The organism is Pseudomonas sp. MB-090624 (assembly GCF_003205245.1).
Taxonomy (GTDB): domain Bacteria; phylum Pseudomonadota; class Gammaproteobacteria; order Pseudomonadales; family Pseudomonadaceae; genus Aquipseudomonas; species Aquipseudomonas juntendi.
This window is the reverse complement of the sequence record NZ_QJRK01000011.1, coordinates 59,095-79,035: the sequence shown is the minus strand read 5'-3', so window position 1 is coordinate 79,035 and position 19,941 is coordinate 59,095. Positions and strand designations below refer to the sequence as shown.

Sequence of the window (19,941 nt, the reverse complement as noted above, 5' to 3'; positions counted from 1 at the left end):
TGACGGTTAGGCAGGAATTTTTTCAAGAGCCGCGTCGGCGACCTTGATCGCGGCCTGGGAGTTGTTGACGTAGGCCGGGTCGAATCCGCCGGCGTAGTGGATAACACGCTGGCAGGCGTCTAGCTCTTTGCGCGCCAGGCGCAGGGCATGGACCAGCTCTTCTTGCTGCGCGCCTTCGGCCCGACCGATATCCCAGAACTGCTGCCCCCAGTGATTGAGCGGTGTCGGGTTGGTGTTCTGCTTTCCGCACGCCAAGGAGCCCACGATCACGTCGCAAAGGCCGCGCTTGTAGGCGTTGTCACCATCGAGGCTCAGGCCGCCGCGCCGGCGTAGGGTGTTCACGACCTCATCGACGTCGAGGCCGCGGTCTTTGAGGACGATATCCAGGTCTGGCTTGCCTGCCGTGTAGATCACCAGCGCCAGTTTGGCGCCTGGCTGCAGGTTCTCGCTGATCATCACCAGCGCATCGTTGGCGAGCTGGTGGAATCGGTTGGTTGCGGACATAGGTAATCCTCGCGCGCGCATGTCGGTGGGCTCATGTGGTTTAATCGGGGTTCAAGAGGAGGAGCGATATGGCCAAGGAAACAAGAAAGCCGTGGGGCTATGCAGCAGTCACCCTGATATCAACTGGCGTCGGGTTCGCTTTCAGTGGGCAGATGACAGGCCAGCCTGCCTTTATCTACAGCGGTCTTGGCATGGCCATACCTGGAGTTTTGCTGGCCGTGACGCACTTCTGGTCGGCACGCCGGCGGGCTTGAGTTGTAGGGGAAGGGGTTAATAGTCGAAGTCGTATTCGGCGAAGCAGGGCGCGCATAGAGGGCGCTGGCCGCGCTGCGCCCAAGCCGAGGTCTTGAGTAGCCAGCGGCTCTTGTCGACGAATCGGCCACAGTCGCGACAATGGGTATGATTTTCCTCGGCCTTAAGCTGCGCGAACTGGGCGATGCGCTGGCGCTCATCCTCGGCTAGCAGCTGCCGGAAGTGCTCTTGCTCTTCCTTCTCCGTCATGTGCGGGTAGATCTTGCTCATGTCAGTCATCGCGGCCCCCTGCAGATCAGGTAGACCATGTAGGCGAGGGCGCTCATTGAGCGGCCTCTTTGGCCATGAGCTTGTCAACGACCGCATCAGCCATCGCGCAGAACAGGGGCATTCTCCCCTCGTTCCAGATAGCCAGCGGTGACCTGGTTCCAATGGGGTTGCGAACGAATCGGTAGCGCTTGGCATCCTTGCGCAGAGCCTCGTTCTCTGCGAGTAGCTCATTTACGCCCTCAGCCAGGAACCTGTGTTGTTCGTCGCAGCAGAATCGACGGTCGTTCATCACCCGCTCAGCCAGCGCTTTCAATGCTTCTCGGTTCACGGCATAAGCTCCTTCGGCACCTGGACGGTATCGCCGAGCTTGTGTGCGACAATGGCCCGGCACGCCGCCGGCAATGGAAAATCAGCCCCTTGGGCAACGTCTTTGCCGTTTTCGGTTATCCAGGCTGCCCAGTAGTCCCAATCTTTCTGCGGGCAGTGCAGGCTGACGTTGTGCTTCTGCAGTAGCGGTCCGCCCACCGCCCAGTCTTCCCACGGGTTGAAGCGCTTGGCTTGCTCGGTCACGGTGTAGCGGTGGCGGGCAAACACCCGCCAGGAGGTGTTGTAGTGCGGGGGCTCGAGTTCCAGCTCCAGGCCTTCGGCCATGCCTACTGCCCACCCAAGCGCCTCGCCGACCAGGTCTGCCGCCTTCACTTCGATCAGGTCGGTCATGGTTGGGTGCCCGGCGGTGAAGGCATTGGTTGCCAGTGAGTGACCTCATCACCCGATCCGGCATCGATAAGCGGTCTCCAGTATTCATCGAAGTCGTCGTGCGGCTCGAGCGAATACCAGCCGGTAAATGGTGTTCCCTCTTCAGGCTGCTCGTCATCATCGGTATTGAGCAGCTTCTCGTTCAGCCATTCCGCTGCGAACACGTAGGTCTTGTCGGTTCGGCTGCGGTAGACCGCAACGATGAACGTGGTGTCCGAGTTGACTGGGGTTTCCGGCAGCCTGTCGCTGCATTTTGTCCATTCGCTCACAGCTGATACCTCTCATCAATCCAGCGCCCAGGCGCCAGTGCGGGTGTAGGTTCGGGTTGTGTTTCGTGCGGGGAGAGCAGGCGCTGGTTGCCGACCTGCAGCTTGCACGGTTTCGTCTCGCGCCCTACAAACATGCCCACACAGAAGGTCTGCGCCAGGATGGCTACGACGGCAAACGTGTAGAAGAAAAGCTGGGATCGCTTCATGGCGTCACCACCCGGCGACCCCACCAGCATGATGGCCCGTCGTCGGTGTCGTAGATGGCCAGGCAGAACCAGCCTTCACCATCTGGCTTGCTGGGTTCCCAGTAGCTGCAATCGGGGTCGCCAGACTCGAAGTAGCGTTCTGCGATGTCCTCCGATGCGTCGGTTTCCAGTTCGACTCGGACCACCTCCAGCCCCTGCTGGGCGACCCAAGCCTTGCTTTTTTCGACGTCGACCTCGTCGAAATCGGGCAGCTCAGGGTGCTGAAACATCCCGTATTCGTCACGGCGCACAACTGCGGGCTTGATCAGGCTCTGGCGGTCGAGGCGTTCGATCTCCGCAAGAATCAGTGCACCAGCTTTCACCAGGTCGCGCCGGCGATCTGCGCTTGGCTTGAATGTCTCCGGCGCCCACGGCCAATCTGTGCTCATGGTGCGAGGCTGACCTGCCAGACGTGCGTACACGCTCGCCGCCCTGGCCAGTTCGCCACTGGTGTTACCGTCATCGCGATACAGCGAATAGCCTTTGTTGCTTACCTGCCGCTGGCGCTCGAGCACGACATCCTGTGCCGCGCGGTTGAGGGTGATTCCACTTTTCTCGGACACGGTTATTCCTTGGCCGCCATATCGCGGCAGTAAGTTGTACAAATTATTGAATCTGTAGAGGATTTTTGGCCGCTGGTCCGATTCAGTTCACAGTTCAGCCTTTGCCAGTTGTGCAGCTGCACCGCTTCGCTATGGTGGTCTTTGCCATTCACAAAAGACTTCGGTCGTAGGAGGCGACATGCGAATTCGTGGAGATGTTTACTGGCGGTGGGCGGATCCCACACTCCACCATCGGGAGCATGACGAAACTCTCGATGACGGCACGTTTATTGATGTTCAGGTACGACTGTCGCGAACCGGCAGCACGCAGATGTTCATCGGTGTGTATGCCCCGGGCGGCTCTGCGCTCCATGAAGAGGCTTTCGATTCTCGCCCAGGTGAGTCGATGACTCGTGCGATGGCGTGGGGAGTAGGGCGGGCTCGGAAAATCGCAGTTGACGGTGTGTCTGCAGCAAGAACGACGGTGTCATCCGGGTGAGATGTTACAAGCGTTGGCCCGAAGCGACGGACCAACCCGCCCCGTCACCTGACAGGCCCTTCGTACACTGGGATAGGGCCTCGGTAGAACTTGGGATCGTAATGGCGCCCAGGCTGCGTGGCAAAAAACCTGCCGCCTTGCTTCCCGTCTCGGCGTTGGGCGAGGTACGCCACTGGCTCCTTCGACGGTGTTTCTTCCAGCGCTTTCAGTATCCGTACCGCTGCTGCGCTTCCTTCCGGTAGTTCCTCCAGCGCTGCTTCCAGCACGTCGAGCGGTACGGTGATCAGCTTATCTTTACTACCTATCAGCACTCCGTAGTTACGTCTCCCTTGCCTTCATAGGCTAGCTCAGCCTACCGAAATAGAGGCTCCTGCAGCCAATATCATTCCGAACTGGCCGCCATATCGCGGCAGTGAATAGAGGGGAGAGGGGTTACAGCTGGGTGGATTACAGGGGGCGGTCATCGCTTGTGCGAGAACCGATTTCGCTCAATCCAAATGGAATGATTGACGGAGTTGTTTGTCCATTGGGTATAAGACTACGAAAGGCTGTTGCTTTGCACATTCTTAGGATGGCTGACCATGCCGGACATTGAAAAAAGGTACCGTGCGTACAAGCTGCTGCGGGAGCTCGACTCCCTGACCTCCTCAACAATGAAGGAGGTCGCCTACGGCAGGCTTGGCGGCGCGGGCTGGAAGGCTGCTTGCGAAGCACATCGGGCGGCGTTCGAGCGCTGGATTGCCTATGCGGAGTCTGTCGATACCCCAGTAGAGGCTGAAGCCTTTCAAAGTGGGGCTCGTGCAAGAGATCGTCTCGCTGTAGGACCACTATCTAAGTAGTGATCTCCTCGGAGTCCACCACAGATCACTTAGCGATCAATTCATATATGCACGCCCGACCCGATGAAGGGGCGTTGGCGATGGTGTGCCTATTTGCGCCCGAACAAGGCCTCCAGTACAAGGGGCAGTGCACTCTACGCGGCGTGTGCATACCCAGCCTAACCCTTCCTGAGCGCCCCAGTTCTGCTGGGCCGTATGTAAGTATTGTAAAAGTTCATTTTTTTTAGAAAAAATAGACGACCTGCTCTATCTTGACTCCATGGACAGCTACTGCCATTGGAGAGGTGGTCATGCGTCAACGCGGAGACGTTTATTGGGACTGGGTGAATCCAAATCTTCACTTCAGGAATCTGGACGAGCGCTTACCTTGTGGGGCGCTGATCAACATCCAGGCCAGGCTGTCGCCTGATCGCAAAACGCAGGTGTTTTTCGGTATCTATGGTGAACGAGGGGTGCTGCTTGTCGAGGAGCAGCACTTAGATTGCCAAGGGCAAACCATGACTGCGGCGATGGTTTGGGCATTGCAGCGTGCGACGAGCTGGGTGGAGCAGAACGCGGCGAGCCGGGCGTGAAGCTCAGATGCGACAAGCCACTTCGCTCGGCTCTGCGCTGGCGGATAGGGGCTCGATAAGTTTCATCAGATCGGCTATCGCGGCGTCATACCATGCGTAGCTGGCGCTCTCGCTCAGCTCGTCTTGGAATGCCTCCAGCACGGCTGCGCGGGTTTCGGCTGTCCACCCTGCAATCGCACCCAGCAGCGCATCCCGCTCGGCCAGCTGGGCGCGCAGCCTGCCAGCCTCGGCGCCAATCCCGTCACGCTCGTCGTTGAGGTCTCGAATGATCTGTGAGAGCTGATCAACAGTGCCTGTGTCAGGCATAGGCCCCAGGCCAACAATCGGCAGCCCAGTCTCCGCCGCATCCCTCTCTGCCTCTTCTTTGGTCCACCAGAAGGCAGTACCAACCATACAGGCTATTGGCTCGGGGTGGGGCTGCGTGGCTGCCATGGCTTGGATGATGTTCAGCAGATCATGGCGCTCAAGTTCATCGCAGTCGCCCAGGCACAGACGATCGCCAACGTCGCGTGTGCACTGCGCATCATCCTCGGTCAACTCTTCGGAGCTGCCAACCCAGCCGCAACGGCGGCATTGGGCGGGGTAGTAACGTCCAACCAGCGGCTCCGAGCCTATGTATGGGGGCACGCTGACCATCTCTGTGTTGCTGGATCGGTTTTCTGTGTGCATGGGGATACCTCGGCGATATATTCCGTTTTTTGAATTGGGAGGTCCGAATGTTCCTTGAGAAGCCGAATCAGGTCGATCACAAGGTCATGACAAGGTGGGCAATCATCCCTGGGCTCGCGCTTGCAATTGTCCTAGCTTTGATCGCCCTCTTAGCGCCACTCGGCGGCTGGTTTGGGGTTCTGATGCCTGATGGGCGAAGCGTGCCTGATTGGTTCATGCGTAGTGGTGCTGTTACTGCGGTATTTGCTTTCGCGGCACAGGAGCAAGCTGCAAACGCTATAGAGCTCATGTCGCCGCGCGGTCTTGGATCGACTGAAATTAATCAGTTGCGCCTGATTTTCATCAGGCCGCTATTTTGGATTAAAAAATTTATCTTTTGGCTGGCGATCGCCGGTTCACTAATTTGGGCTTACGGAGACTTGGTTATGGTAAAGGTCCAGCCAACTACTGTAATCATGCAGCTTTCAACAGCGCTTCGATAACCCGCTGGCCCGCCAACGGCGGTACCGCGTTGCCAGCCATGTGCATGGTCAGCCGGTGGCTGTCCGGCCGAAGGGTGTCTGCCGGAAACGACATGGCGGCCAGGGCCTCGCTGGCGCTGAGCATCCGCATCCGGTCGCCGTCGACCAAGGCCCAGCGGTCCAGGGTGGTGATGGTGCCGATCGGCCGGTTGATGTCGCGGCCGGTGGTGCCGGAGCCTTTGCCGTAGTAGGGCATGATGAACCGTTCGCCGAAGCGCTGGCGCCCGTTGCGCACCCTGTCGAGAGTGGCCTGGGCCCGGCCCGGCTTGTCGATGGGCGACCACCGCCCGCCGTCGAAGTCGAGGAAGCTGGCTGCCGGCACATGCCGCTCTCGCGGAAGCTGCAGCATCAGCGGAGCCTTGCTGCGAGTCAGCACCATGAACAGTCTCACTCGATGCTGAGGTACGCCGAGGTCGGCGCAGTCCACGATGTGCGGTGCCGCCTGATACCCCAGTGCCTGCACCGCTTGAAGCCAGGCAGGGTAGAGCACCCAGCGGTGAACTCCGGCACGTTCTCGATCACCGCCGCTTGTGGCCGGTGAAACTCCAGCGCCGATACCGGGGCCCAGGCCGTCGAGCGCGATGCGTCGTGCTCCGGGTTGCCCGACTTCTTGCCGCGGGCCTTGGCGTGGCCCTGGCAGCAGGGCGATGCAAGCAGGACGTCGTGTGCAGGCACCTGCTCCCACCGGGCCTGGTGCAGGTCCTGGCAGACGTGCTGCGTGTCGGGGTGGTTGGCGCTGTGCCATTCAACGGCCACCGGCCAGTGGTTTGCCGCCCAGAGAACCTGGACGCCTGCGGCGCGCGCGCCGGTGCTCCATCCGCCAAGGCCGGCGAACAGGTCGATTGCTGTTGTCATTGGTTTTCCGTAGCGGTTCAGTCGCCGCACATGCAGTCGATGAGGTCTTCGTCTTCGGCGAAGTCTAGGTCCAGCGGCATCTGGCGTCCCAGCTGGTCAGCCATCCAGGCCATTGCTTTGTAGTTGGGTCGGTCGCGGCGGAAAACCTGGCCGGTGCGCTCTTCCGCCTCGATCCACCAGCGGGCCGCTTCAGGGTTCTCGATGATTGCCCGGATGATCTTTTCGGGTGACTTGAGGAAGCAGAGATCGCAGTTGCCTAGGTCGGAGTCAATACCGAGGTCGAACAGTTGGCGCGCCCAGAAGCCGTTCACGTCGGCCTTCAGCACGCCCGCGTGATACATGGGTGTCACGTTCTCCCACCGGTTACCGCCTTTTTCGTTCGCCGCCATCATGCGGTGGTAACGCCGGGGTTCATCCGCCCGGATACCAATAACCGCGTCCCATGAGGTCAGGCCGACCACATCTCGCATGTACCAGGTGCTGGCCTTGATCTTCATCCGGTCCGTGCACATCCGGTTGACCGGGTTCGGCAGTATGGGCGGCTCGCCCTTTTTCTCGCGCCGATAGTCAGTGTAGTACTGCAGCATCAGGTCGAAGGGCTCACCGTTGCGGCTGGCCGTATCGTGGCTGACTACTTTCCAGCTCAGGCCCTGGCCATACACTCCGTCGAACTCCAGCCAGGTGATTGGCACGTTCCAGTGGCGCTGGCACTCCCGAATGAAGTCGAGCGTCTCGTCCCGCTCTTTGCCGGTGTTCTGGAAGGTGACGTGAACCTCTTCGGGCAGCTGGCCGCCGTGCGCTTCGAGGATGTGGTACAGCATGTACCCGGAACTGCGTCCGCCACTGAAGCCGATCTGCGCCGGCCCAGTGATCTGGTAGGGGTTCATCATCATGAGCTTCCCAGCCTGAACTGTTCCTCGCCACCATGCGCCATGGCTGGGTTGAGCTGAACGCGCTGCCCCGCGAGCATTCCTGCAATCTGAGCCGCCATGTCGAGCTCTACGGGCCCGGACTTGCGCTGCTTGCCAATCTCGCGGCCGCCCAGGTACTGCTCGATCAGCGCTTTGTCCTGGCTTTCCACCTGAACCAGGTCGTGCCCACTAGTGCACTGCTCGATGGCTGGATCTTCTTCACCCTGCGGCACCAGCTCATGGATCTTGCCGTGCACCACTGAAACCCACGCGATTGCGAAGTGATCGCCGGCTGTCTCGGGGGAGTAGGCGCTGCGGCGCTTGCCACTCCTGACCAAGGCCACGTAGTCGCGGCGAGCCTGCGTCAGCTTGGTGAGCAAGGTCTCGTAGGCATACATCGCGATCTGCGGGGCCGGCATCACACCTACGAACAAGGCCCGCTCAACCATTCGCCCGGACGACTCGCACCAGTGCTTATAAGAGAGCGGTCGGCACCCGAACACCCTGGCCACGATGCCGCTTAGGTGTCGATCCCAGGTTGGCCGGCGGTTCGCCCTGGACTTCTCCGACTGGACTTCATCCACATCGCTCAGGCGGACATCCAGTTCGGTGAGGCGGTACTCGCGCATCAGCGCTTGTGCCTGGCGCATTGCCGTGGCGGCTTCGTTTTCGTTCGAGCTTTTGGAAAGGGCCAGGCAACGCTTGATCTTGCGGATGACCCGCTCGAGCTTGCTTTCGTCGTGCTGCTGTTCGGTCATGTCGTTGTCCTTGCGTGCAGGCGCCGCCCTCGCCGGGTCGGCGTTATCGTTGAATAGGGGAAGGCGCTGGCGGGCAGCGCGGGTCAGGCGGCGCGCACCTTGAAGGTCAGCATTGCTGTGGCGTCGTCGTTGAAGCACTCGGCCAGCTCTTGATAGGCCCGGTATTTGGCTTGGCTGCGGGTCGCTGCCCACACGCGCTGCACGTAGTGGCGCGCATCGCCCAGCATGTACCGAACGTCATCCCAGTCGTACATGCCATTGGTGAGAACTTCCCACTGCTTGAGCGGCAGCGTGTCGGCCATCTCGCCGTACCGCATTTCCCAGGTGGGATGGTAGTTTCGGATGCGCTTCTTCGGATCGCTGTCGAGGATGACGCCGATGTAGTGCCCGCGATCGGCCATGATCACGCCTGGCTCACCGTTGGCAATCACGCGGCGCCCGATCTCGGCCGGCACGTCGTAATGGCGGCGAACGTAGTCGCAGTTGTAGTTACTCATGGCTTTCTCCATGCATGAGCCGCCCTCCGTGGCCGGATGCGGCATGGTGGTTTGCAATTTAATGCGAAAAAAAGATGAGCCGATTTGGCGGCGCTTTCCGAATGAGGTATTACAAGTGGGCGGCATAGAGCCGCAGGAGAACCAAAATGCAGAACTACGACACTGCCCAAGGCTTACTGGCTGAACGCAACGAAGCACTTGAGGCCCTAGACACATACTTCGAAGAGCACTGGCCTTTTGGAGAAGACACTTATGCAGAGCTGCAGCGGCTTCAGTCCCTGGCAGACGCCGCGACAGAAATATTCATGTCGTACTGCTACCGCTGGAAAAAGTCCTCTCCTTGATTACGGGAGTAGGTAACAGACGATCGCCATAGGTAGCATGGTGGCAATTTGGGTTGGGATGGGGTATTACGGGTGTCCGGCATGGGGTCGACAGGGGGATCTATGGATTTTTACGACAAAGGCGATATCCAAAATTCGCTCCAGACTATCGAGCAGATCATCAACTCGGGAATCTTTGATCCAAAGAATACGAGATCACCTTTCTTCCGACCGTCCTTTGTTGCTCTACTGATCTCGCTGCGTGATCTGATGTACAAAACCGAAAAGTATGCAACCCGCATCGATTTCACAGATGACGTTGACCAAAGAGACAAGGTTCCGGATGTAAGCGGATTGATCAAGTTTGTAAGGGATGCTCTCTGCCACCCTGACAGTGACAATCATTATTTGGATAATGGTGCAAAGGCGAGCTTTAACGTTATTTTTGGTTCTGGTTGCCTCGCTCAGATCGGTGATTGTCGGCAGGAGTCAGTCCATGCAGATGACATTTGTTTCTTCTTCGGGATGCATCGCATATACCTGAAGCGGCACATTATTCGAGCAGCGGAGGAGGCGAGGGATAAGCTGGGGCCGCTTATGGTCTAAATGTTTCAGTCGGGCAATTGATGACTAGCAAGCCTGTATCATCCGGATCATCGCCAAGCTCCAGGCCAGGGGTGCGCAGCTCGCGGCTCAGTCGGAACTGGTCGAGCTTGCGCACCACAGAAGGGCTCAATTCAATCGTGTGGCGCGGAGGTTTGAGCAGTTTCGCAGCTTTGTCTCTGGTCAGCTCATGCAGGCGATGAATCATCAGCGTCATCGCCTCGCCTTGCTCCTCAATCCCGGCCCACTCCATCAGTTCCAGCAGGGCCTGTTTAGTCCCTGGTCGAACCTTCAAGCGCAGGTCTTCTTCCTGCAGCCGCTCGGCCTTCGCGCGCCGGCGCTCGTCACGCTGCTGCTGCGTCAGAGCCATCATCGCCTCCATTGCGCACAAAGCGGGTGCCCGGGGCGTACTCCAGCAGGTCGCACACCCGGTTGATGATCTTGAGCGCTGCGTCGAAAACCTTGGCGTCGTCCGGCTCGCGGGCCAGGCGCTTCATGTTCGGCTGATGCTCCAGGCAGACCTTGTCGACCAGCCGCCAGGCGAGCCTGCGCAGGTGGTCGGCGCTGTCGTGCATGCTTAGGCTCAGGGCGAAGGCCAGGGCCACATCATCAGGCCGGTACTGGCCGCCGCTGCGGGTGTTGTAAAGCTTCTTGACCGGCCGATTCAGCCAGGCCGGCAGGGTTACCACTCCAGAAGGTGCTTTCTGCATGTCTGTGCTCCGATAGGCCGCTGGGCGGCAGGTGGAACTGTTCTTGCCTCCGGCGCTGGCGGACCATGTTGTTGATCCGCCTCATGCCGCGCGCGCCGCGTCGATTTGCTCGGTGAGTTCGAACAGCTGCTGGGTCAGGTTCTCGATGGTGGCAGCGCCGCGCACACGTTCGGCGCGGCTCCACTGGCAGCTGCGGTTGAACAGCAGTTGCAGGTTCTGCTCCAGTTCCTTCCGGCGCTGGAGCATGTCGAGGATGGTTGCGAGCGGCATGGCTATGCACCTGCGAGATGGTGAAGCGGGGCGAACGGGATATCGTCGTCGAAGTTTTCATAGTCAGGCGGTGCCGACTGCTGGTTCTGCTGCGGCGCCTGGCGCTGCTGCTGGCGAGGCTGCTGCCGTTGCTGTTGAGACTGGCGCTGCTGGCCGCCGCTCTGGTTATCCGGCCTGCCACCCAGCAGCTGCATGGTGCCGTTGATGTCGACATGCACCTCGGTGCTGTACCGCTTGATGCCGTCCTTTTCCCATTCGCGGGTCTTGAGCTTTCCTTCGATGTAGCACTGCGAACCTTTGCGCAGATACTCGCCGGCGATCTCGGCAACCTTGCCGAACAGCACCACGCGGTGCCATTCGGTCTTCTCGACCCTCTGGCCGGTCTGCCTGTCGTTCCACGATTCGCTGGTGGCCAGGCTCAGGTTGGTGACCGCATTGCCGTTGGGCAGGTAGCGGACCTCGGGGTCCTGGCCGCAGGTGCCGACCAGGATGACCTTGTTGACCCCGCGGCTCATGACGACGCCGCTCCGGCCAGTAGGACAAGGCACAGGCCTAACAGTGCAGCCCAGCGCGTTGCGCTTTCACCGACCTGTTTGACCTTGACGGCCGCAATCACCGGCAAGGTCTTGGCGTCGATAGCGCGCTCCAAGCTCTGGGCGTAGCGAACGGCTGATGGATAGTCTTTATTGCGTCCATACACGCGTTCGTTGGCGGCCGAGACGATAGCCCAGCCGTTCCCGCTCGCCGTGACATAGAAGCGTGACTTGCTGCGGAAGGCCTCGGTGGCTGTGATCACTTCCTGGCGGAGGGCGGTGAGTTCGCCCTGACTTTTCTGGATGGCTGCTTGCATGAGTTGATCCTCAGTGGTCAGGCGTGGAGCTCGAAGGCCTCGGCCTTGCGAACGATTCGAACTTGGGCAGTGCGCCGCTCGGGCGCGCGGCGGTCGCGGCGCATCGGGTCGCTGTCGTTGATCGCCGCATGCATAGCGATGAGGCAGGCGAAGAAGATGCAGAGTGGGCTGATGATCTGTTGGCGCATGGCCTTGGTGACCGCCTCGATGCGCCGACCGGCTTCCAGCTTGAAGAGCGCGGCCTCAATGCGGTTGGCCACGGTGCCCGGGCTGACCGCCATCTGGCGGGCAATTTCCTTGGTGGTGAGGCCTTGAGCCACCCACAGCAGAGCTTCAAGCTCACGGGGAGCCAGCGCTTTGCCGAGCTGGCCAATCCATGAGCCGCAAGTGATCGTTTCCATGAAATGTCCTCGGTGGGCTGCATTGGCCGTGACGCTCGCTGCCGCGTACCTCCCAGACCAGGGGAGGGCGAACGTCACGACCGATGCGGCCTGGTGATGGGGAACCTGGTGAACCGGGCAGTTAACGTCAGGCTGACGTGGCGCTGGTTGTCTCTTCCTGAGCGTCGGCAGTGCATGCTTTGCCACAGAGCGGGCAGTAATTGGCGACCACCGAAACAGTCTTGTTCACGCGCTTCATGCCGCCGGCCTTTTTCGGCGCCATGTAGTGGCCAGTGACTTCTACGCAGAATCGGCGAGTTGCCCTTCCGGTCTCGATGTCGAGTGAAAGGTTGTGGCCCTCTGCGCGCATGTAGAAAGGCCCTGATCCTGGCGCCTCCTCAGCGAGCTGGTCCGTAACCAGCTTCACGGCATCGCTGATGCAGCTGCAGCTCATCGTCTTGCCCTCCAGGGCGGTTGATTTCCCGTCTGGCCCTGTCGCCAAGGCCAGCCAGTGAAATCAGATCACCGCAGTAAGCGTTCTCGTGCCATCGGCATGCTGCGTGGTGATGTTCATGCCGACGTGATGCGATGCACTTCGCTGAATCGCCACGGCGGCCTTGCTGAAGCGCTCATCGAAAGCACCTTCACCATCAGGCAGATGGGAGGTGCAGGTCAGGCGGGAGCAGTCTTCGCCGTTCGGGCCTTCACCATCGTGGGCGATGTTGAAACTGGCGATCAGTGCAATGCCGTGCTCACGGCAAACGCCGATGATCTTCTGCATCAGCGGGCTGATTTGCTGGTCGTAGATTTCTTCTTTGTTCACGGTGATGCCCTCGGATTGATTTCCCTTCTGGCCCTGTTGCCAAGGCCAGCCAGTGAAATCGGTTCAGGCGGCCGCATCGGCTTTTAAATCGATACGCTCCTGAATCTCCTGCCTGTGCACCGACACATCCTTCGGTGCTTCAATGCCTAGGCGTACCTGGCCACCCTTCACCTGCATCACCGTCACGCGGATGGTGTCGTTGATCACGATGGTTTCGCCCACTTTGCGGGTGAGTATCAGCATGGTCCTGCTCCTTGGTTGGTGTTTTTGTCAGTCGTCAAAGCCGTAACTGAATTCGTCTGCATCGCAGTCGATGAGAAGTACGGCGTTGCCGAAATAGAGCGAGGCCAGCATGCGTTCCCATTTCGAGCGAATCCGCATGTTCACGGCTATCCGTTTATCGTCCAGCTTCGCACTGAGGACTTCGGCCACCTGGAGAATTTGGCGATGCGGGTCATCTGTCTTGCGCGAGCCGACGATGTGAAGGTGCAGCGAGTTTTTCAAGCTGTAGATCCCCCGAGGCTCAGTGCGCCAGGAAGACAGGGCGCGACTATCTTCTGGTTCTGGATCAAAGCCTATGTAGAGGAACTCCGACCGCCCGCTCATTGTTTCTTCGATGCGAATCTCGGGGTTGTTCCAGTGTTCCTCGGCGGCTTTCTCGCGGTGCTCGCTTACGAACTCATCCAGCAACTCTTTGAGCGACACTTCACCGCTCAGCAGTCCTTCACCGTCCATCACCTCTGCGATTGCTTTCTCAGCCTGGTCCAGCACGGTGGACTGCAGCGCAGCGGCTTCCCATCGCTCGCGAAGGGCGTTTGCAACTAGAGCGTTGTAACGCTGCAGCTCGAACATGTCGGTGACGTTGGCAGGGAGCGCTGCCTTGATGGCCTCCTGTACGGATTTACCGAAGTCGCCATATGAACGGAAAGTGTCTTTCACCACATCCTTGAACATGCTTTCGACGCCTTGGTCGATTAGTTCGCGCGCACGATCCGACTGGGCGTAGATACTGACGCGCTCGACAAGCAGCTGCTGAAGGGTTTGTTGAGTCATTGGGTGATCCATCCATGTTTGGTTGATTTCCCGTCTGGCCCTCGTGAGAAGGCCAGCCAGTGAAACCTTGCTCGAGCTCCACCACCGATGGCTTCACCCGATCCTTTGTCTGGCCTTGAGCTTCCCTGGTCACCTAGCTTTGATCGGCCTTGGCAGGGTGGTCATGGGGTTAGGTATTCGCTACACGACAGCCTGCTGCAGCTCGGCGGCCTACTGGGTAGGGCAGCTCGTCGTGGGTTGCCGGTCCGTTTTCCGGCTGGGCTCACTACTTCATTTGCAGATTCCTCCTGTAGTTTTTGATCCGCGCCATGCTCGTCGCCGGGTTTCCCCACCACTGCCTGCTGCAGCTACTGGCTACGCATCAGGTGGCTCGCATGGTTTGGCGTCCTCCATGTGGGAGTCCGGCAGCTATCCAGAGGCTGCGTGGCCGACGACTTAGCTTGTCCCGACCCAGGTAATGGCCTGGGTGCGTCGAGGTGGTCACGTCTGGTTGTATAAAGAGCGGTGGCTTTGGTGGCCTCGGCAGTCCCTGGCGAGTGACTGCGTGTTGATGCAAATATCACGCATCGTGTTTTTTATGTCAACACGTTTTGTGATTTGTTTTTGCTTGTGGGTGTGTTGAGGATTTTCCCTAGGAGGCGGGTTCACGCTTCACGAGGCGTGATGTATGCTCATTGCAATATCTGGATGGATATACAGTAAAGGAGATGGCTTATGTCCAAGCAGAAAAAGACGGCACCACAGGGACGCCAAGAGATGACCGGGGTAGAGCGGCTCGGGCTGCGGGTTTCGTCGATGATCAATCACCCCATTGCACAGTCTCAGCGCTGGGTGACAATCCATCGCCTGGACACGGATGGAGACATTGAGTGGGAGGAGGTGGTGGGGTTGCTGGCTGAAACGCCGGAGCTGGACCTGACGTTTAACGACGACGAGAGCGTGACGGTGCGGTGGGAGGCGCAGAGCGCTGAAGATCGGGACGACCTGGTGGTGGCCCAAGACTGGGAAGAGGAGAAGGCTGAGGAGGAGGCGCCTTTCTGACGTCCAAAGAAAAGCCCGCACTGCCATGCGGGCTAACGAAGGGAAGCGGATGAGCCTTCGCGATGCAGGGTAGGGCGTGAAAAAACCGTGAAGGTATGAAAAGCCCCCCGAGGCGGGCTCTCTGATGGAGGGCAAAGGACGATGGATGGCCAAGCATGGAGAAGCCCCAGGCGGGCCTAGTGGACTGGGCTAGCGGAGAAATAAAACGATGGTGGTGAACTATGCATCGTCATGCTACGATCTCTTAACGGAGAAAATAATGCAATAAATCCAGATTGCGGAGATTGCTCAAAATATGAACAAATCAGAGATTCAGGCAGAGGTGGAGAGCCTGTTGGTTGCTCACTTTCCCCGTGAGTTTTGGGTCAGAGCATCGGATGTGCTGCATTCGGCGTACGGCATGAGTCATGACGTTCTGGTTAACGTTTTGAATATACATCGACACGAGCTACCGCGAGCGCTGGCTCAGGCTCGACACTACAAATTGAGTTCCAGCCTGAGGGAGGTTGCAGACGCCAGCAACCTGGAGGTCTTGGACCTTAAAGCTGACCATTCCGGGGAAAATTACGTTGCTCTTCGCTCAGGCCCGCTTCAGCTTGGGCGGATCGGGGTCAATCAGGGCAGTGGCATTCCGCGAGGAGCAAAACACCGAGCGTTAATTGCTGCATTGAATGCGAGACTTGAGGGCGTAACCCATGACTTGTTTTCACCAACTGTACATATGCTTCCGTCGCAAACACTTGGGTTGCTGTTGGTGAATGTTAATCCAAAGGCAAATCTTGATCAGGGCAGTATGGTTGATTTGCAGGTCGGGGTACCATTCTCCGATTTGTCGGGCTGGCATTATCTTCAATCTTGTTCGAAAATTATTTCCTGCTATCCAGCGATGGATGATGCAGTGAGCCGTACCGTGAAAAAACAATCTGACAAGGCCGTGATTAAAATTAAAGAAGCAATTAAAGAAATTGAAGAAGCGGTAACCAGAGAGCGGTCATGAGAGTCGGAATTTCAGGCTTTGTTCCAGAGCGGCTTACGCAGGCTCGGGTATTCTCGTCCATGACGAAAATTGAGCTGAGTCAGCGCATTGGAAAGTCATCGTCATCAATCTCTAGGTGGGAGAATGGTGACAGCTCTCCAGAGTCGGAAGCACTTGAGTCTTTGTCGTTTGTTTTGGGTTTTCCAGTCGCTTGGTTTACGCGTCCGATTTATCAGAGACCTGAATCTACGGTTTTTTATAGAACACTATCGAGCACGAGCGGAGACCTTCGCGGAAAGGCCGGAACCAAAATGTCTTGGCTTCAGGAAACGGCAGCCTACCTATCCCAGTGGCTGGACTGGCCAGAGTTAAACTTACCTGCAGTTAATGTTTCGGATCATCGAGAGCTTGATGGTTTAGATATTGCTGCAGCAGCCTTGAAATGCCGAGAGCTTTGGGATCTTGGGATAGCGCCCATCGAGGACTTGAGCATGGCTATTGAGGGGGCAGGTATAATTTGCGCCCATGTCAAACAGGGCAACACAAAGATGGATGGGCTGTCCCAGTGGGATGAATCACAGAATCGTCCCTTCATTCTTCTGTCTATAGATAAATGCAATTACTATAGGTCTCGATTCGATTTGGCTCATGAATTGGGTCATGTGGTTTTGCATAGAGATATCAAAACCTTTGATTTGTTGCACCTTAAGGAAATTGAAAAGCAAGCAAACTATTTTGCAAGCTGCTTGCTTATGCCAGAAGAATTGCTGTCTGTCGAGTTGCCGAGATATCCATCATTGGAGAATCTTCTCACTCTGAAAAAGCGCTGGGGGGTTTCGGTTGCAGCAATAATTTATCGGTCTGAGAAATTAGGGCTCATCACAGAGCAAGAAGCTCTTCGGCTCAGGAAAAGCTACTCGGCACGTAGCTGGTCTAAAGGTGAGCCTTTTGATTCTGAGCGTGCCGTTGAAGTTGTTCGGTTGATGCCTAGGGCTGTCGAGGCTGTTCTGGATGCCAATATAAAATGTAAAACTGATATTGTGAGAGATCTCTTAATGCCTGCTGGAGACATAGAGCAACTCTGTGGGCTATCTTCGGGATACTTATCCGGCCATTTGAAACCGGTTTCCGATCCGGTGCCCGTGCTCAAGGGTGGGCTGGGACAGTCGCATGGCGCAACAGTTATCGAGTTTAGGCGAAAGTAACGCTCAGCGAAAATAAGTAGGCGAAGGGGTTCACTCCTTCGCCCTTTCAATCCGCCCCACCTTCACGTCATCCCAATACCCCACCAACCGATCTTCCCTAGCCTGGATTACCAGGCAGATCCTGATCACTGCCTGGGCGTCATGTTCGCTCCCGGCCTGGCTCAGCCATACCGCTATCTGCATTAGCTCGACTGCTGACCTTTCAGGTCATTGGCCAAGTCTTTGAGCCGCCGTGCAGTTGCTGGTTTGGTAAGGGTCATGGTAGGGGCTCAGCCTATCGGCAAGCTTCTGCGCCGACGTAATCGGCGATAGAGCCGGACACAATGGGACCCATTCGAGGATCAGGCTTGGAGGACTTCATCTGCTCCAGGGTTTCGCCGGTACCAAGATACTTAACTGTGCGATCTGCGCAATTGTAGAGACGGCGAGAATAGGAGGTGCCGCTTGATCCGACGCGCTTCGTTGTGATCGTGCGCTCGTTGCCAGAGGTGTCTCTGTCCAAGACCGTGTAGGTGGCCTTGGAGTCGGATGGCACGTGCAGAGATGCTGCAGCGCCAACCGCGGGGATCAATGCAAAGCCAAGTACAGCCAAAATCATTCGCGACATAAAATTCCCTTTCAAGTGGAGCGTGCAACAGAGCTGCATGCTCGTTAACTCCTGGCTAATGCTCGTGTGTAGCGGACGGTTCATACCAGGTGGGCATTCCACACCAGCAGCACACGGGCCTGAATATAGGTCATGTCCCGCCGAATCAGCCGATCCTTGTGCCTAGCATTGTCCGAAATCATTTCGTAATGCTCCTCATCAGCGACTTGCAGCCGCTTGATGTAGAGAAGGTCGTCCCACACGAATAGGTAGATACCGTCGCCCACGAATTCGCGGACGTTGATGTTCACAATCAGCGGGTCTCGATGCTTGATCGTGGGCTCCATCGATTGGCCCCAGCCGGTGACCACCTTCAGGTGGTAGTGCTCCTCGAACTCGACGCCGATATCCCGCAGGTGACTGGGGCTGACGCGAATGTCCTTGAGCATTTCCGGATAGTCATGCGGGGCCTGGCCGCCACCCATGGCGCCACGCACGTCGTAGTGAGCAATCCACACCTCATCGCCCACGAGGCCTGGACGAATGAAGTCAGCCGCGACGACACTGCTGGCGCTCGGCTCCTCAGCCGCAGCAAGGAGGCGCTGACGGGCTTCTTCAGGAATGCCTTTGCCGCTCTTTGCGAGCATCTGCCTGACAAGATCAGTCGTACTCCGGGCTGGCGCCGAAATCTCGGTCACTGCCGCAGAACTCAGGAGCAGCTCGGATTGGTCGACTCCAAGGGCCGCTGCCATAGCGGCAATATCCGCCAGCGTTGGCTCTCGCGTACCGGCTTCATAGTTTCCGACGCGTGACTGCGATTTCCAGCCGCAAGCATCTGCCAGCTGGGCCTGGGACATTCCCGTCGCTTTTCTCAAGCGCTTAATGCGCTGGCTCAGTGATTCATTCATGCGCGGGATTTCATCACGAAATGAAATACACGGCTTTCACTTATTGTGATTGATATTAACACGATGCGTGTTTATCCTGAGTGCTAGTCATTGAGGAACCCCGAATGAACAACGTTCGCAAGATCCGGGTAGCTGCGGGGATTAGTCAAGCCCGGTTATGCCGGGAGCTCCGCTGGAACCAGTCGCGTTTGGCCAACTACGAGGCCGGGCGACGGTGCGTCGGCCTGGATGCGGCCCGGAAGATAGTTGCTGCGCTGAACGGGCTGGGCGCCGAGTGCAGCCTTGACGATGTCTTCCCGCCAGCGGCTCGCGACCCAGAGGCAGCCTGACGTCTGAATGATTACTGATCTGGCACTGAGCCAGTAGATGACCGAAACACCTGCTGATCCATCCAGTACCTGAATCGCAGGCATAAAAAAACCGGGTGGCAGCCCGGCTTCTTCAATAACTCTTCGAGGTCGATTATGCACTCCGCAATCGATGCGAGCAATACCAGCCCTGTCGCGTCAGTTGTTGGCGATTCGTCAAAGCTAGCGCGTCAGGTCATGTCCACCCGCGAGATCGCGCAACTGGCTGGCAAGAGCCACGATAACGTGCTGCGTGATGCGCGCCGCCTCGTCGTAGAGGGTGTCCTCAAATCTGAGGAGACCCTTTATATCCATCCGCAGAACGGCCAGTCCTACCCTGAGTTCCTGCTGGGCCAGCGCGACACATTGGTCTTGGTTTCAGGCTACAGCGCCCAACTGCGCGCCAAGATCATTGACCGTTGGCAGGAGCTGGAGGGGCGGGTGGTGGCCCAGGTGCAAATCCCCCAAACCTTCGCCGAGGCGTTGCGGTTGGCTGCCGATCAGGCAGAGCAGAACCTTCAGCTTCAGCAGGTCATCCAAAAACAAGCCCCGAAGGTCGCGGCCATCCAGCGTTTGGCTGCTGCTTGCGGGGCTATCTGCATCACCGATGCCGCCAAGCAACTGCAGGTCGCCCCCTCCAAGCTCTTTGGCTGGCTGGAAGAGAACCGCTGGATCTACCGCCGACATGGTTCCAAACGCTGGATCGCTTACCAGCCCCGCATCACTTCTGGCCTTCTCAAACACAAGGTCACTTCCTTGCGAACGGATCCAGAGACCGGAGGTGATCGAGCGGCGTTTGATGTACTGGTAACCACCAAGGGCTTGGCGCGCCTGGCGGAACTGGGCGCCGGAGGCTCGGTGCCCGCTGCCGGCCAATCCCTCGGCCGCTCATCGGAGCGCATCTGAT

General features: G+C 58.2%; 34 protein-coding genes and 1 pseudogene. 12 read left to right on the top strand and 23 right to left on the bottom strand.

Annotated features, from left to right (window positions below; translation table 11 throughout):
• Positions 1–6 precede the first annotated feature (6 nt).
• Positions 7–504 carry a hypothetical protein gene (locus DMX12_RS08405; RefSeq protein ID WP_110677104.1) on the bottom strand — a complete coding sequence of 166 codons (498 nt, stop codon included), beginning with the start codon at positions 502–504 and terminating at the stop codon, positions 7–9.
• A 68-nt stretch (positions 505–572) separates the two neighbouring features.
• Between DMX12_RS08405 and DMX12_RS08400 the strand changes: the two genes are divergently transcribed.
• Positions 573–758 carry a hypothetical protein gene (locus DMX12_RS08400; RefSeq protein WP_110677102.1) on the top strand — a complete coding sequence of 62 codons (186 nt, stop codon included), beginning with the start codon at positions 573–575 and terminating at the stop codon, positions 756–758.
• A gap of 16 nt (positions 759–774) precedes the next feature.
• On the opposite strand, the gene DMX12_RS08395 is transcribed toward DMX12_RS08400, so the two are convergent.
• Genes DMX12_RS08395 through DMX12_RS29445 form a run of 6 tightly spaced genes read right to left on the bottom strand, consistent with a single transcriptional unit; the run spans position 775 to position 2,526 of the window.
• Positions 775–1,026 carry a hypothetical protein gene (locus DMX12_RS08395; protein WP_139137832.1) on the bottom strand — a complete coding sequence of 84 codons (252 nt, stop codon included), beginning with the start codon at positions 1,024–1,026 and terminating at the stop codon, positions 775–777.
• A 52-nt stretch (positions 1,027–1,078) separates the two neighbouring features.
• Positions 1,079–1,354, bottom strand: coding sequence for a hypothetical protein (locus DMX12_RS08390; RefSeq protein WP_110677098.1), 276 nt, complete (start codon positions 1,352–1,354; stop codon positions 1,079–1,081).
• Positions 1,351–1,743: a DUF2591 domain-containing protein gene (locus DMX12_RS08385; protein ID WP_110677096.1), complete on the bottom strand. Its 393-nt coding sequence runs from the start codon at positions 1,741–1,743 to the stop codon at positions 1,351–1,353. The genes DMX12_RS08390 and DMX12_RS08385 overlap by 4 nt, the downstream gene beginning before the upstream one ends.
• The gene (locus DMX12_RS08380) at positions 1,740–2,051 is read right to left on the bottom strand and encodes a DUF551 domain-containing protein (RefSeq protein WP_110677094.1); all 312 of its coding nucleotides are present in this window, start codon (positions 2,049–2,051) and stop codon (positions 1,740–1,742) included. Before DMX12_RS08380 ends, DMX12_RS08385 begins: the two co-directional genes overlap by 4 nt.
• Positions 2,048–2,257 carry a hypothetical protein gene (locus DMX12_RS08375; protein ID WP_110677092.1) on the bottom strand — a complete coding sequence of 70 codons (210 nt, stop codon included), beginning with the start codon at positions 2,255–2,257 and terminating at the stop codon, positions 2,048–2,050. The genes DMX12_RS08380 and DMX12_RS08375 overlap by 4 nt, the downstream gene beginning before the upstream one ends.
• Positions 2,254–2,526, bottom strand: a complete 273-nt coding sequence (locus DMX12_RS29445; protein WP_070085979.1) for a hypothetical protein — start codon at positions 2,524–2,526, stop codon at positions 2,254–2,256. The genes DMX12_RS08375 and DMX12_RS29445 overlap by 4 nt, the downstream gene beginning before the upstream one ends.
• A 511-nt stretch (positions 2,527–3,037) precedes the next feature.
• On the opposite strand from DMX12_RS29445, the gene DMX12_RS29860 reads away from it, so the two are divergent.
• From DMX12_RS29860 to DMX12_RS08350, 3 genes are all read left to right on the top strand, one after another.
• Positions 3,038–3,337, top strand: a complete 300-nt coding sequence (locus DMX12_RS29860) for a hypothetical protein (protein ID WP_083281675.1) — start codon at positions 3,038–3,040, stop codon at positions 3,335–3,337.
• A 581-nt stretch (positions 3,338–3,918) separates the two neighbouring features.
• Complete coding sequence (locus DMX12_RS29440; RefSeq protein ID WP_110677086.1) at positions 3,919–4,176, top strand: hypothetical protein; 258 nt, start codon at positions 3,919–3,921, stop codon at positions 4,174–4,176.
• Positions 4,177–4,466: 290 nt separating this feature from the next.
• Complete coding sequence (locus tag DMX12_RS08350) at positions 4,467–4,748, top strand: hypothetical protein (RefSeq protein WP_070085858.1); 282 nt, start codon at positions 4,467–4,469, stop codon at positions 4,746–4,748.
• A 3-nt stretch (positions 4,749–4,751) separates the two neighbouring features.
• Here the strand turns inward: DMX12_RS08350 and DMX12_RS08345 are convergent, their stop codons facing one another.
• Entirely contained in the window at positions 4,752–5,417 is a 666-nt protein-coding gene (locus DMX12_RS08345; protein ID WP_146226819.1) for a hypothetical protein, read from the bottom strand.
• Positions 5,418–5,464: 47 nt separating this feature from the next.
• Here DMX12_RS08345 and DMX12_RS08340 point away from each other — a divergent pair, with 47 nt between their 5' ends.
• Positions 5,465–5,899, top strand: a complete 435-nt coding sequence (locus DMX12_RS08340) for a hypothetical protein (protein ID WP_110677082.1) — start codon at positions 5,465–5,467, stop codon at positions 5,897–5,899.
• Here DMX12_RS08340 and DMX12_RS08335 read toward each other — a convergent pair.
• From DMX12_RS08335 to DMX12_RS08320, 4 genes and pseudogenes are all read right to left on the bottom strand, one after another.
• Positions 5,871–6,793, bottom strand: a pseudogene (locus tag DMX12_RS08335) (DNA cytosine methyltransferase). The gene DMX12_RS08340 and the pseudogene DMX12_RS08335 sit on opposite strands and share 29 nt — an antisense overlap.
• Before the next feature lie 17 nt (positions 6,794–6,810).
• Positions 6,811–7,683, bottom strand: coding sequence for a hypothetical protein (locus tag DMX12_RS08330; protein ID WP_256598407.1), 873 nt, complete (start codon positions 7,681–7,683; stop codon positions 6,811–6,813).
• Positions 7,683–8,462 carry a DUF2786 domain-containing protein gene (locus DMX12_RS08325; protein ID WP_110677079.1) on the bottom strand — a complete coding sequence of 260 codons (780 nt, stop codon included), beginning with the start codon at positions 8,460–8,462 and terminating at the stop codon, positions 7,683–7,685. Before DMX12_RS08325 ends, DMX12_RS08330 begins: the two co-directional genes overlap by 1 nt.
• An 83-nt stretch (positions 8,463–8,545) precedes the next feature.
• The gene (locus DMX12_RS08320; RefSeq protein ID WP_110677077.1) at positions 8,546–8,959 is read right to left on the bottom strand and encodes a hypothetical protein; all 414 of its coding nucleotides are present in this window, start codon (positions 8,957–8,959) and stop codon (positions 8,546–8,548) included.
• Between the two features lie 146 nt (positions 8,960–9,105).
• Between DMX12_RS08320 and DMX12_RS08315 the strand changes: the two genes are divergently transcribed.
• Both DMX12_RS08315 and DMX12_RS08310 read left to right on the top strand, forming a co-directional pair.
• Positions 9,106–9,303, top strand: a complete 198-nt coding sequence (locus DMX12_RS08315) for a hypothetical protein (RefSeq protein WP_110677075.1) — start codon at positions 9,106–9,108, stop codon at positions 9,301–9,303.
• Between the two features lie 102 nt (positions 9,304–9,405).
• Positions 9,406–9,888, top strand: a complete 483-nt coding sequence (locus tag DMX12_RS08310) for a hypothetical protein (RefSeq protein WP_110677073.1) — start codon at positions 9,406–9,408, stop codon at positions 9,886–9,888.
• Here DMX12_RS08310 and DMX12_RS08305 read toward each other — a convergent pair.
• The 10 genes from DMX12_RS08305 to DMX12_RS08260 all read right to left on the bottom strand — a co-directional run bounded on the left by DMX12_RS08305 (position 9,878) and on the right by DMX12_RS08260 (position 13,971).
• A complete protein-coding gene (locus tag DMX12_RS08305; protein ID WP_110677071.1) occupies positions 9,878–10,255 on the bottom strand; it encodes a hypothetical protein in 378 nt (125 codons plus the stop codon). The two genes, DMX12_RS08310 and DMX12_RS08305, sit on opposite strands and share 11 nt — an antisense overlap.
• Positions 10,230–10,595, bottom strand: coding sequence for a hypothetical protein (locus DMX12_RS08300; RefSeq protein ID WP_110677069.1), 366 nt, complete (start codon positions 10,593–10,595; stop codon positions 10,230–10,232). The genes DMX12_RS08305 and DMX12_RS08300 overlap by 26 nt, the downstream gene beginning before the upstream one ends.
• Positions 10,596–10,676: 81 nt before the next feature.
• Positions 10,677–10,865 (bottom strand): hypothetical protein, encoded by a 189-nt coding sequence (locus DMX12_RS08295; RefSeq protein WP_110677066.1) that lies wholly within the window; start codon positions 10,863–10,865, stop codon positions 10,677–10,679.
• Between the two features lie 2 nt (positions 10,866–10,867).
• Complete coding sequence (locus DMX12_RS08290) at positions 10,868–11,380, bottom strand: single-stranded DNA-binding protein (protein WP_110677064.1); 513 nt, start codon at positions 11,378–11,380, stop codon at positions 10,868–10,870.
• A complete protein-coding gene (locus tag DMX12_RS08285; protein WP_110677062.1) occupies positions 11,377–11,715 on the bottom strand; it encodes a hypothetical protein in 339 nt (112 codons plus the stop codon). Before DMX12_RS08285 ends, DMX12_RS08290 begins: the two co-directional genes overlap by 4 nt.
• Positions 11,716–11,732: 17 nt before the next feature.
• Complete coding sequence (locus DMX12_RS08280) at positions 11,733–12,116, bottom strand: response regulator transcription factor (protein WP_110677060.1); 384 nt, start codon at positions 12,114–12,116, stop codon at positions 11,733–11,735.
• 127 nt (positions 12,117–12,243) lie between these two features.
• Entirely contained in the window at positions 12,244–12,549 is a 306-nt protein-coding gene (locus tag DMX12_RS08275; protein WP_110677058.1) for a hypothetical protein, read from the bottom strand.
• Positions 12,550–12,612: 63 nt separating this feature from the next.
• Positions 12,613–12,918 (bottom strand): hypothetical protein, encoded by a 306-nt coding sequence (locus tag DMX12_RS08270; RefSeq protein WP_110677056.1) that lies wholly within the window; start codon positions 12,916–12,918, stop codon positions 12,613–12,615.
• A gap of 63 nt (positions 12,919–12,981) precedes the next feature.
• Positions 12,982–13,161, bottom strand: a complete 180-nt coding sequence (csrA, locus tag DMX12_RS08265) for a carbon storage regulator CsrA (RefSeq protein ID WP_070085870.1) — start codon at positions 13,159–13,161, stop codon at positions 12,982–12,984.
• A 27-nt stretch (positions 13,162–13,188) separates the two neighbouring features.
• The gene (locus DMX12_RS08260) at positions 13,189–13,971 is read right to left on the bottom strand and encodes a hypothetical protein (protein WP_070085871.1); all 783 of its coding nucleotides are present in this window, start codon (positions 13,969–13,971) and stop codon (positions 13,189–13,191) included.
• Positions 13,972–14,685: 714 nt separating this feature from the next.
• On the opposite strand from DMX12_RS08260, the gene DMX12_RS08255 reads away from it, so the two are divergent.
• The 3 genes from DMX12_RS08255 to DMX12_RS08245 all read left to right on the top strand — a co-directional run bounded on the left by DMX12_RS08255 (position 14,686) and on the right by DMX12_RS08245 (position 17,193).
• Entirely contained in the window at positions 14,686–15,012 is a 327-nt protein-coding gene (locus DMX12_RS08255) for a DUF1654 domain-containing protein (RefSeq protein WP_110677054.1), read from the top strand.
• A gap of 295 nt (positions 15,013–15,307) precedes the next feature.
• Positions 15,308–16,009, top strand: coding sequence for a hypothetical protein (locus DMX12_RS08250; RefSeq protein ID WP_110677052.1), 702 nt, complete (start codon positions 15,308–15,310; stop codon positions 16,007–16,009).
• Positions 16,006–17,193, top strand: a complete 1,188-nt coding sequence (locus tag DMX12_RS08245; RefSeq protein WP_110677051.1) for an ImmA/IrrE family metallo-endopeptidase — start codon at positions 16,006–16,008, stop codon at positions 17,191–17,193. The genes DMX12_RS08250 and DMX12_RS08245 overlap by 4 nt, the downstream gene beginning before the upstream one ends.
• A 687-nt stretch (positions 17,194–17,880) precedes the next feature.
• Here the strand turns inward: DMX12_RS08245 and DMX12_RS08230 are convergent.
• The gene (locus DMX12_RS08230) at positions 17,881–18,687 is read right to left on the bottom strand and encodes a LexA family transcriptional regulator (protein ID WP_110677049.1); all 807 of its coding nucleotides are present in this window, start codon (positions 18,685–18,687) and stop codon (positions 17,881–17,883) included.
• A 104-nt stretch (positions 18,688–18,791) separates the two neighbouring features.
• On the opposite strand from DMX12_RS08230, the gene DMX12_RS08225 reads away from it, so the two are divergent.
• Together DMX12_RS08225 and DMX12_RS08220 are read left to right on the top strand one after the other, a co-directional pair.
• Positions 18,792–19,016 (top strand): helix-turn-helix transcriptional regulator, encoded by a 225-nt coding sequence (locus DMX12_RS08225; protein ID WP_110677047.1) that lies wholly within the window; start codon positions 18,792–18,794, stop codon positions 19,014–19,016.
• Between the two features lie 216 nt (positions 19,017–19,232).
• A complete protein-coding gene (locus tag DMX12_RS08220) occupies positions 19,233–19,940 on the top strand; it encodes a Rha family transcriptional regulator (protein ID WP_110677045.1) in 708 nt (235 codons plus the stop codon).
• Position 19,941: the final 1 nt, after the last annotated feature.

Excerpts from the sequence above, each read along its gene's own strand:
- DMX12_RS08405 (WP_110677104.1), bottom strand. The coding sequence starts at position 504 with ATGTCCGCAACCAACCGATTCCACCAGCTCGCCAACGATGCGCTGGTG.
- DMX12_RS08400 (WP_110677102.1), top strand. The coding sequence starts at position 573 with ATGGCCAAGGAAACAAGAAAGCCGTGGGGCTATGCAGCAGTCACCCTG.
- DMX12_RS08395 (WP_139137832.1), bottom strand. The coding sequence starts at position 1,026 with ATGAGCAAGATCTACCCGCACATGACGGAGAAGGAAGAGCAAGAGCAC.
- DMX12_RS08385 (WP_110677096.1), bottom strand. The coding sequence starts at position 1,743 with ATGACCGACCTGATCGAAGTGAAGGCGGCAGACCTGGTCGGCGAGGCG.
- DMX12_RS08375 (WP_110677092.1), bottom strand. The coding sequence starts at position 2,257 with ATGAAGCGATCCCAGCTTTTCTTCTACACGTTTGCCGTCGTAGCCATC.
- DMX12_RS29445 (WP_070085979.1), bottom strand. The coding sequence starts at position 2,526 with ATGTTTCAGCACCCTGAGCTGCCCGATTTCGACGAGGTCGACGTCGAA.
- DMX12_RS29860 (WP_083281675.1), top strand. The coding sequence starts at position 3,038 with ATGCGAATTCGTGGAGATGTTTACTGGCGGTGGGCGGATCCCACACTC.
- DMX12_RS29440 (WP_110677086.1), top strand. The coding sequence starts at position 3,919 with ATGCCGGACATTGAAAAAAGGTACCGTGCGTACAAGCTGCTGCGGGAG.
- DMX12_RS08350 (WP_070085858.1), top strand. The coding sequence starts at position 4,467 with ATGCGTCAACGCGGAGACGTTTATTGGGACTGGGTGAATCCAAATCTT.
- DMX12_RS08345 (WP_146226819.1), bottom strand. The coding sequence starts at position 5,417 with ATGCACACAGAAAACCGATCCAGCAACACAGAGATGGTCAGCGTGCCC.
- DMX12_RS08340 (WP_110677082.1), top strand. The coding sequence starts at position 5,465 with ATGTTCCTTGAGAAGCCGAATCAGGTCGATCACAAGGTCATGACAAGG.
- DMX12_RS08330 (WP_256598407.1), bottom strand. The coding sequence starts at position 7,683 with ATGATGAACCCCTACCAGATCACTGGGCCGGCGCAGATCGGCTTCAGT.
- DMX12_RS08325 (WP_110677079.1), bottom strand. The coding sequence starts at position 8,462 with ATGACCGAACAGCAGCACGACGAAAGCAAGCTCGAGCGGGTCATCCGC.
- DMX12_RS08320 (WP_110677077.1), bottom strand. The coding sequence starts at position 8,959 with ATGAGTAACTACAACTGCGACTACGTTCGCCGCCATTACGACGTGCCG.
- DMX12_RS08315 (WP_110677075.1), top strand. The coding sequence starts at position 9,106 with ATGCAGAACTACGACACTGCCCAAGGCTTACTGGCTGAACGCAACGAA.
- DMX12_RS08310 (WP_110677073.1), top strand. The coding sequence starts at position 9,406 with ATGGATTTTTACGACAAAGGCGATATCCAAAATTCGCTCCAGACTATC.
- DMX12_RS08305 (WP_110677071.1), bottom strand. The coding sequence starts at position 10,255 with ATGGCTCTGACGCAGCAGCAGCGTGACGAGCGCCGGCGCGCGAAGGCC.
- DMX12_RS08300 (WP_110677069.1), bottom strand. The coding sequence starts at position 10,595 with ATGCAGAAAGCACCTTCTGGAGTGGTAACCCTGCCGGCCTGGCTGAAT.
- DMX12_RS08295 (WP_110677066.1), bottom strand. The coding sequence starts at position 10,865 with ATGCCGCTCGCAACCATCCTCGACATGCTCCAGCGCCGGAAGGAACTG.
- DMX12_RS08290 (WP_110677064.1), bottom strand. The coding sequence starts at position 11,380 with ATGAGCCGCGGGGTCAACAAGGTCATCCTGGTCGGCACCTGCGGCCAG.
- DMX12_RS08285 (WP_110677062.1), bottom strand. The coding sequence starts at position 11,715 with ATGCAAGCAGCCATCCAGAAAAGTCAGGGCGAACTCACCGCCCTCCGC.
- DMX12_RS08280 (WP_110677060.1), bottom strand. The coding sequence starts at position 12,116 with ATGGAAACGATCACTTGCGGCTCATGGATTGGCCAGCTCGGCAAAGCG.
- DMX12_RS08275 (WP_110677058.1), bottom strand. The coding sequence starts at position 12,549 with ATGAGCTGCAGCTGCATCAGCGATGCCGTGAAGCTGGTTACGGACCAG.
- csrA (WP_070085870.1), bottom strand. The coding sequence starts at position 13,161 with ATGCTGATACTCACCCGCAAAGTGGGCGAAACCATCGTGATCAACGAC.
- DMX12_RS08260 (WP_070085871.1), bottom strand. The coding sequence starts at position 13,971 with ATGACTCAACAAACCCTTCAGCAGCTGCTTGTCGAGCGCGTCAGTATC.
- DMX12_RS08255 (WP_110677054.1), top strand. The coding sequence starts at position 14,686 with ATGTCCAAGCAGAAAAAGACGGCACCACAGGGACGCCAAGAGATGACC.
- DMX12_RS08250 (WP_110677052.1), top strand. The coding sequence starts at position 15,308 with ATGAACAAATCAGAGATTCAGGCAGAGGTGGAGAGCCTGTTGGTTGCT.
- DMX12_RS08245 (WP_110677051.1), top strand. The coding sequence starts at position 16,006 with ATGAGAGTCGGAATTTCAGGCTTTGTTCCAGAGCGGCTTACGCAGGCT.
- DMX12_RS08230 (WP_110677049.1), bottom strand. The coding sequence starts at position 18,687 with ATGAATGAATCACTGAGCCAGCGCATTAAGCGCTTGAGAAAAGCGACG.
- DMX12_RS08225 (WP_110677047.1), top strand. The coding sequence starts at position 18,792 with ATGAACAACGTTCGCAAGATCCGGGTAGCTGCGGGGATTAGTCAAGCC.
- DMX12_RS08220 (WP_110677045.1), top strand. The coding sequence starts at position 19,233 with ATGTCCACCCGCGAGATCGCGCAACTGGCTGGCAAGAGCCACGATAAC.